This window comes from Streptomyces sp. 8P21H-1 (genome assembly GCF_013302945.1).
Window position 1 is genome coordinate 1 of sequence record NZ_JABTYA010000206.1, and the last position, 6,511, is coordinate 6,511.

At 72.8% G+C, this 6,511-nt stretch carries 5 protein-coding genes and 2 pseudogenes; 5 read left to right on the forward strand and 2 right to left on the reverse strand.

Features of this window, described 5'->3' with window-relative positions; all coding sequences use genetic code 11:
• A partial coding sequence (locus HO151_RS03400; RefSeq protein WP_173894624.1) for an MFS transporter occupies window positions 1-1,405 on the reverse strand: 1,405 nt, incomplete at its 3' end.
• Between the two features lie 190 nt (window positions 1,406-1,595).
• Here HO151_RS03400 and HO151_RS03405 point away from each other — a divergent pair.
• The 5 genes and pseudogenes from HO151_RS03405 to HO151_RS03425 form a co-directional block, all read left to right on the forward strand.
• Window positions 1,596-2,048, forward strand: a complete 453-nt coding sequence (locus HO151_RS03405) for a MarR family winged helix-turn-helix transcriptional regulator (RefSeq protein ID WP_173894625.1) — start codon at window positions 1,596-1,598, stop codon at window positions 2,046-2,048.
• Window positions 2,049-2,546: 498 nt separating this feature from the next.
• The gene (locus HO151_RS03410) at window positions 2,547-2,975 is read left to right on the forward strand and encodes a DUF485 domain-containing protein (protein WP_173894626.1); all 429 of its coding nucleotides are present in this window, start codon (window positions 2,547-2,549) and stop codon (window positions 2,973-2,975) included.
• On the forward strand, window positions 2,972-4,582 hold the full coding sequence (locus HO151_RS03415) for a cation acetate symporter (protein WP_173894627.1): 1,611 nt from the start codon (window positions 2,972-2,974) through the stop codon (window positions 4,580-4,582). Before HO151_RS03410 ends, HO151_RS03415 begins: the two co-directional genes overlap by 4 nt.
• Window positions 4,583-4,788: 206 nt before the next feature.
• Window positions 4,789-5,064 (forward strand): annotated as a pseudogene (locus tag HO151_RS07305) (iron chelate uptake ABC transporter family permease subunit); the annotation flags it as partial.
• 3 nt (window positions 5,065-5,067) lie between these two features.
• A pseudogene (locus tag HO151_RS03425) lies at window positions 5,068-5,412 on the forward strand (iron-siderophore ABC transporter substrate-binding protein); the annotation flags it as partial.
• On the opposite strand, the gene HO151_RS03430 reads toward HO151_RS03425, so the two are convergent.
• Window positions 5,364-6,511: helix-turn-helix transcriptional regulator (locus tag HO151_RS03430; RefSeq protein ID WP_173894629.1), on the reverse strand; the 1,148-nt coding region annotated here is incomplete at its 5' end. The pseudogene HO151_RS03425 and the gene HO151_RS03430 overlap by 49 nt on opposite strands.

The following is a 6,511-nucleotide window of genomic DNA, read 5'->3' on the forward strand; positions in this document are numbered from 1 at the left end:
GGTCGGCCGCGGCGGTGCGGGCGGCCGGGATGGCGGCCGCGACGACGGCGGCCACCAGGGCGACCGCGCCGCCGATGATCAGGGCGGTACGGAAACCGTCCTCCGAGGTGATGCTGTAGCCGCCCGTCGTGACGGACATCTGCGAGAGGACCACGCCGACGACGGCGGCGCCCACCGAGGTGCCCAGGGAGCGCATGAGGGTGTTGAAGCCGTTGGCGGCGGCGGTCTCGGACAGCGGGACCGAGCTCATGATCAGGGCGGGCATCGCCCCGTAGGCGAGGCCGACGCCGCTGCTGGTGACCATGAGGACCAGCATCAGGCCCCAGGCGGAGCCCATCAGCACGAGCGCCAGACCGTAGCCGGCGGCGATCACGAGGATGCCGCAGATCAGCGTGACCTTCGGGCCGCGCGCGTCGGTGAGCTTTCCGCCGAGCGGGGAGACCAGCATCATCATGATGCCGCCGGGGGCCATCCACAGGCCCGCCGCGAGCATCGACTGCCCCAGGCCGTAGCCGGTCTCCTCGGGGAACTGGAGCAGCTGGGGAACGATCAGCATGCCGGCGTACATGCCGAAGCCGACGAAGAGCGAGGCGGCGTTGGTCAGCAGCACCCGGGGGCGGGCCGTGGTGCGCAGGTCGACCAGCGGGTCGCGGGTGCGCGTCTCCCAGAAGCCCCAGGCCAACAGCGTCACGACGGCGGCGGCGAACAGCCCGAGGGTGGTCGCCGACCCCCAGCCCCACTCGGCGCCCTTGGAGACCGCGAGGAGCAGGCAGACCAGGCCGGCACCGAGTCCGACCGCGCCGGGCGCGTCGAAGCGCTGGCCCTTCGCCGCGGCGGGGACGTCCGGGACGAGGAACCAGATCAGGACGGCGATCACCGTGGCCAGGACGGCGGAGCCCCAGAACAGCACGCGCCAGTTCGCGTACTGGGCGACCGCCGCGGCGATCGGCAGGCCGAGTCCGCCGCCGATGCCCATGGACGCGCTGACGAGCGCGATGGAGGAGCTGAGCCTCTCGGCCGGTATGACGTCGCGCAGGAGGGCGATGCCGAGCGGCACCATGCCCATGCCCACGCCCTGCAGACCGCGGCCGACGATCATCGGGACGACGGAGGACGAGAGCGCGCACACCACCGATCCCACGACGAGGGGGACGGAACAGGCGAGGAGCATCCGCCGCTTGCCCAGCAGGTCGCCCAGACGTCCGGTGACGGGTACGCAGACGGCCGCCACCAGCAGGGTGACCGTGATCACCCATGCCGTGTTCGAGGACGTGCTGTCCAGGATCCTCGGCAGGTCCGCGATGAGCGGCGTCACCAGGGTCTGCATGATCGCCGCCGTGGTGCCGGCGAAGGCCAGCGTGGCGACCACCCCGTTGGCGTGGGGGGAGGTCGGTGGGGTTCCCATCAGGGGACTCCTCGCATCTCTCTCGGGTTGGCTCGGGCCAGTGGGAGTGCAGTGTACATATCTTGTGCATCATGCACTTCATATGTCTCACGCACGTCGTATGTCTCATGCACAGCGTGTGCGAGGATGGAGGCGGGGCCGTCGCAGAACGTGCCGCGCCGGCCCCGTAGGAGAGCGGGAGGCGACGCACATGGCCAGGCCGGCGTACGAGGTCGAGTACGAGCAGATGCTGCTCGGCAGGCACACGCTCACGGCGCGCGGCGGGCGCGGCAAGGAGAGCGTGCTGGAGCGCAGCTCCTACACCCTGCTCAGCCGCATCCGTGTCCAGGGGCCCATGTCGATCGGCGAGCTGAGCGACGCCTTCGGGCTCGACGCCTCCACGCTCAACCGGCAGACCGCCGCGGCCGTGCGCGCCGGGCTCGCGGAGCGCATCCCGGACCCCGACGGCGGGCTGGCCCGCAAGTTCCGCATCACGGACGAGGGGGCGCGGATCCTCGACGAGGAGCGTGAGCGGATCGTCGGTTCGCTGGACCGGGTCATGGCCGACTGGTCCGACGAGGACGTCGCCGAGTTCGCCCGTTACCTGCGGCGCTTCAACACCGGCATCGAGCGTCTCGGCGGGCGGCCCTGGCCGCGCCCGTGACGGCGGCCGGCAGGCCACCGGCGCGCAGGCGACACGGAGGCGGGCGCGGGCCCGGAACCAGGCGGGGCGGTTCCTCCGTCAGGCTTCCGCAGGCGGCAGGACGGCAAGGACCGCGACGGATTCGCGGGGCCCGCCGGAGGGTACGCATGAGCCCTGTGCGGGACACGGGAGGAAGCCGGGTGCGGGGCCGTGCGGCCCGGCACGCCCACCGGAGACCGAGACCCCCGGGCCCGTACGCGCCCCGGGGGCCGAAAGCCCTTCCCCCGGAAGCGCCGGCCGATGTCCCCGACGGCTCACCCGCCCCCTCACGCACCTCCCCCACCGACTGACGGGCCCGCCGTCCGGGACCGGCGCCACCCACCCGTGCGAACGAGCCAGATCACCCAAAAGTCCTCCCGCCCCGACCCCGCCGAATAGCGTGCGAGGACTCGAACACCTTTTCCCACCTCCCTGCGGTCCGCGCATCTGCCGGACCCCTGCCGCGCTAGGAGAACCGGGATGTCCGACGACCCCTCGGATGCGTATGCCCCCCGTCCGCACCGCGCCGGGCACCCCGCCGCCCGGCCCTCCTGGGCCGCCTCCGGAGAGCACTTACCCGAGGAGGCCGCGCTCCCGTCCGCACCCGGCCACCACAAGGACCTGCGCATCCTGCGCCGCGCCCACCGCCGGCAGCGCCGCGTCGCCACCCTCACCGCCCTCGGCTACTTCACCCTCTTCCTGATCCTCTCCGCGCGGTCCCCGTCCTTCATGACGGAGCCCGTCACCGGCGGGCTGTCCACCGGCATGGTGCTCGGCCTGGTACAGCTCCCCGTCACCTGGCTGGCGATCCTGCTCTTCGAGTACACGGCCGGCCGGTACGTCGACCCCCTCGCGCGCAGGATGCGGCAGCGCAACGCCCTGCTCGCCGAGCGGGAGACGGGGCTATGACGGACTTCGGCGGCACCGCGCAGACCTGGTCCCTGGTCGCCTTCTGCACCGTCGTCACCGTGACCCTCCTGCTCTGCGTCGTCGCGGGCCCCGACCGCGACGACCTCGACGAGTTCTACACCGGGTACCGCTCGCTGTCCCCGGTGCGCAACGGTCTCGCCATCGCGGGCGACTACATCTCCGCGGCCACCGTCCTCACCATCGGAGGCGTCATCGCGCTGTCCGGCTACGACGGGGTCGTCCTCGCCCTCAGCACCCTCCTGTCGCTGCTGCTCCTGATGTTCCTGCTGGCCGAACCCCTGCGGAACACCGGCCGCTTCACCCCCGGGGACGCCCTGGCCCGGCGGATGCCCGGACGTGCCGTGCGCATCACCACGTGCGTCGTGACCATCGCCTCGCTGCTGCCGATGATGCTGGTCCAGCTCGCCAGCACCGGCCAGCTGCTCGCCTTCATCCTCGGTTTCACCGGCACCGCCATGAAGACCGGATGCGTCATCGGGGTCGGCGCTCTGATGATCACCTACGCGGCCATCGGCGGGATGAAGGGCACCGCCCTCATCCAGCTCCTGAAGATGGTCATGCTGCTCGGCTCGGGGGCCGTGGTCGCCGTCCTGATGCTGCGCACCTTCGCGTGGGACCCGGGGGAACTGTTCCGCACGGCCGCGGAACGCAGCGGGGTGGGCACGGCGTTCCTGCGCTCGGGCCTGCAGTTCGCCGGGGGCCCGCACCCCGACCTGGACATGATCAGCACCCAGTTCGCGATCGTGCTGGGCGGCGCCTGCCTGCCCCACGTGACCATGCGCATGTTCACGGCGGACAGCGCCCGGCAGGTACGCCGCTCGATGTCCTGGGCGGTGTCGTCGGTGGCCCTGTTCATGCTGGTCATCACCGTCGTGGCGACCGGCGCGACCGCGCTCGTCGGGCGGGCCGGCATCGCCGCGCACGACCCGCGCGGCAACACGGCCTACCTCCTGGGCTCCAGGGCGGTCTTCGGTACGCACGTCTCCCGGGCCGAGACCTTCCTGTTCACCACGGTCACTGCGGCGATCTTCCTCACCCTGCTCGCCTCGGTCGCCGGCATGATCCTGGCCTGCGCCAACTCCCTGGCCCATGACGTCTACGCCGGCCGCGGCATCCCGAAGTCACCGGTGCGGGAGATGGCCGTCGCCCGTGTCTGCGCGCTCGGCGTCGGCATCCCGACGATCGTCCTCGCGGGCCTCGTCCAGCACCGCAGCCTCCAGCCGCTGGCGACGCTGTCCTTCTGCCTGGGCGCCTCGGCCATCGCCCCCGCGCTGATCTACAGCCTCTTCTGGCGCCGTTACACCCGGACCGGCCTGCTGAGCACGCTCATCGGCGGTTCGCTCACGGTCCTGGTCCTGATGCCGGGTACGAGGCTGGTCTCCGGGACGCCCACGGCGGCCTTCCCCCAGGCGGACTTCAACTGGTTCCCGTTCAGCACGACCGGTCTGGTGTCCATCCCGCTGGGCTTCGCGTTCGGCTGGCTGGGCACCCTCCTGTCGGGCCGCCGCGAGGCACGGCGGTGCCAGAAGGACTACGAGCGGATCGAGGCCGGGATCCTCGCGGGTCCGGAACCCAGGGTGAGATGAGCGGCGCCGCGCGGCCGACACCGGTCACTGGCAGCTACTTTCTTGGTGTTAGGTTTGGCTTGCCTTACTGAACGGAATTATCCGTTCCGTAGTTCTCGCCGTTCCGTAACTCCGCGCTGCCCGCGAACGGGCGGACAAGGACCACCTCCAGTGCGCTTCGAACCGTCACCGTCCCTCCGCGGTACGCGCCCCCGGGCACGCGTCGCGTGACCGCCCCCCTCTCCCCGCCGCGGTCCGCCGAAGCCCCGGCCGGCCCTTCGCGCGAGCGCCGCAGCAGGCCCGTACTCGGTGCGGGGCTGCTGGCGGCGGCCCTGGTGCTGGCGGCGGCGAGCGTGCTCAGCCTCGCGGTCGGTTCGGGCGACGTGGCCCCGCACGACGTGGTGGCGGGACTGTTCGGTCCCGACCGCTCCGTCCACGGCCAGATGCTCGTCCAGGAGGTGCGCCTGCCCCGCACGCTCGCCGGGCTGCTGGCCGGAGCGGCCTGAGGCGCGTACGTGCGCGGCACGGGCCGGGTGGACTTCGTCGAGCGGCTCGGCTTCCGCAACAACCCCGCGATCGAGGCCAAGGCCGGCTCCGCCTTCTCCGTGCCCGTCTCGGAGGAGAACCTGAACCTGCTCGACGCCGACCTGACCGTCATGTCCCCCATCGGGACCACCGCCGCGAAGATCAGCTCCGATCCCCTCTTCAAGGCCGTGCCGTCCGTGAAGAAGGGGCACTCCGTCGTCTTCGACGACCGGAACATCAGCCAGGCCTTCGCGACGGACTCCGTCCTGTCGGTCGACTACGCGCTGGAGCACGTGGTGCCGCTGTTCGCGTCGGCCCTGAAGTAGGCCCCGGCCTCGGGCACGGGGCCCGGTCCTTCCGGCCGGATCCCGTCACCGCCCTTCTGTCCGGCCTGCTCGACCATGCGGGACAGCTCCACCCGGGAGCGCACGCCCAGCTCGGCGAAGATCCTGCGCAGGTGGTAGTCGACCGTGCGGGTGCTGACGGCCAGGCGCAGGGCCACCTCCTTGTTCGTGGCGCCCTCGGCCACGGACCGGGCTATGCGCAGTTGCTGCGGGGTGAGGGCGTCCAGGGCGCCGGCCCGCGCCCCGGCCGGGGCCGCCCCGTTCGCCCGTAGTTCGGCGCTCGCCTGGCCCGCCCAGACGCGGGCGCCGCAGCGTTCGAAGCCGACCAGCGCGTCCCGCAGGCAGCCGCGGGCCTCCCCGAGTCTGCGCCGTCTGCGCAGCCACTTGCCGTACAGCAGCCGGGTACGTGCCTGTTCGAATTCGCCGCCCGCCTGTGCGTGCAGGGCGAGGGCTTCCCCGTACAGTGCGTCGGCCCGGTCCTCGTCGGCCACCAGCGCGCGGCACCTGGCGAGTTGCGCGGGTGCCTGTGCGTCGGCGCCGAAGTGCGCCCACAGGGCGAACTCCTCGACGACGGCGCGTGCGTCGTCCCGCCGCCCGGCGAGCACGGCGGCCTCCACGTAGCAGGGCATGGCCAGCATGCGTACCGCGAAGTGGCCGCCGTCCGGGCCCGGGCGCACCAGCGGGCCGAGCCGGGCGGCCGCCTCGTGGGGGCGGCCGCGGCCCAGTTCGGCACGGCCGCACGCCCACGCGGCGAGGGTCGCGGCCTGCAGCAGCCCGTGGCGCCGCGCGGTGGCCAGCGCGGCGTCGGCGTGGTGCGCGACCCGGGCCGGTTCGTCCGCGATCGACGCCACCAGCGCCAGCACGGCGTGGTGGTGGGCCGCCACGTTGCTCTGCCCGTACAGGTGCGCGGTGCGCAGTCCCTCCTCGGCGTGCGTCCGGGCCCGGTCGTGGTGTCCCTCCCGCAACTCCGCGTAGGACAGCAGTTCCAGGGCCCGTGGCACGGCCGCCTCCGGTCCCCGGGACCGGGCGGCCGCGAGCGTCCGCGCGCCGATCCGGCAGGCGGCGGGCACGTCCCCGAGAA